The 541-nt window shown below is 65.8% G+C and carries 1 protein-coding gene; it reads left to right on the top strand.

What is annotated here, in order from left to right; genetic code table 11:
• The coding region (locus AAFM92_16925) for a ParB/RepB/Spo0J family partition protein (GenBank protein MEL7302043.1) at positions 1-541 on the top strand (541 nt) is incomplete at both ends.

Here is a 541-nt window from a genome sequence, read left to right as displayed (position 1 = left end):
CGCCTACATCGTTGTGGCGGGTGAGCGCCGCCTGCGGGCCCACCAGATCCTGGAGCGCGACACCATCGCGGCCATCATCACCGAGGGCGAGCCCGACGTGATCGCCCTCATCGAGAACATCCAGCGCGAGAGCCTCGACCCGCTCGAAGAAGCCGACGCCTACCAGCAGATGATGGAGCGCCACGGCTACTCGCAGGCCGAGCTCGGCCGCATCGTGGGCAAGAAGCAGAACACGATTAGCGAAGCCCTCTCCCTTACGCGCCTCCCCGACGAAGTCGTTTTGCAATATCGGACATCCGATACTCCCCTCAGCAAGAACGTCCTCGTCGAGATCGCCAAGGCCAAGAGCCCCGACGACCAGCTCGCGCTCCTCAAGGAGGCGCAGGAATACAAGCTCGGCGTCCGTGCCGTACGGGCGCGGCGTAAGGCCCCCTCTCCTACCACTGGTGACAGCAGCGAAGGCACAAGCGGCGATGGTTCTCGTGAAACGCCCGAGCGTGAGGCCGCCCGGCGCAAGGACCGCCTCATCCGCAGCCTCGCC

The sequence above is a fragment of the Pseudomonadota bacterium genome, assembly GCA_038533575.1.
GTDB lineage: Bacteria > Pseudomonadota > Alphaproteobacteria > Rhodobacterales > Rhodobacteraceae > Shimia_B.
This window is presented reverse-complemented; position numbering and strand designations above follow the sequence as displayed.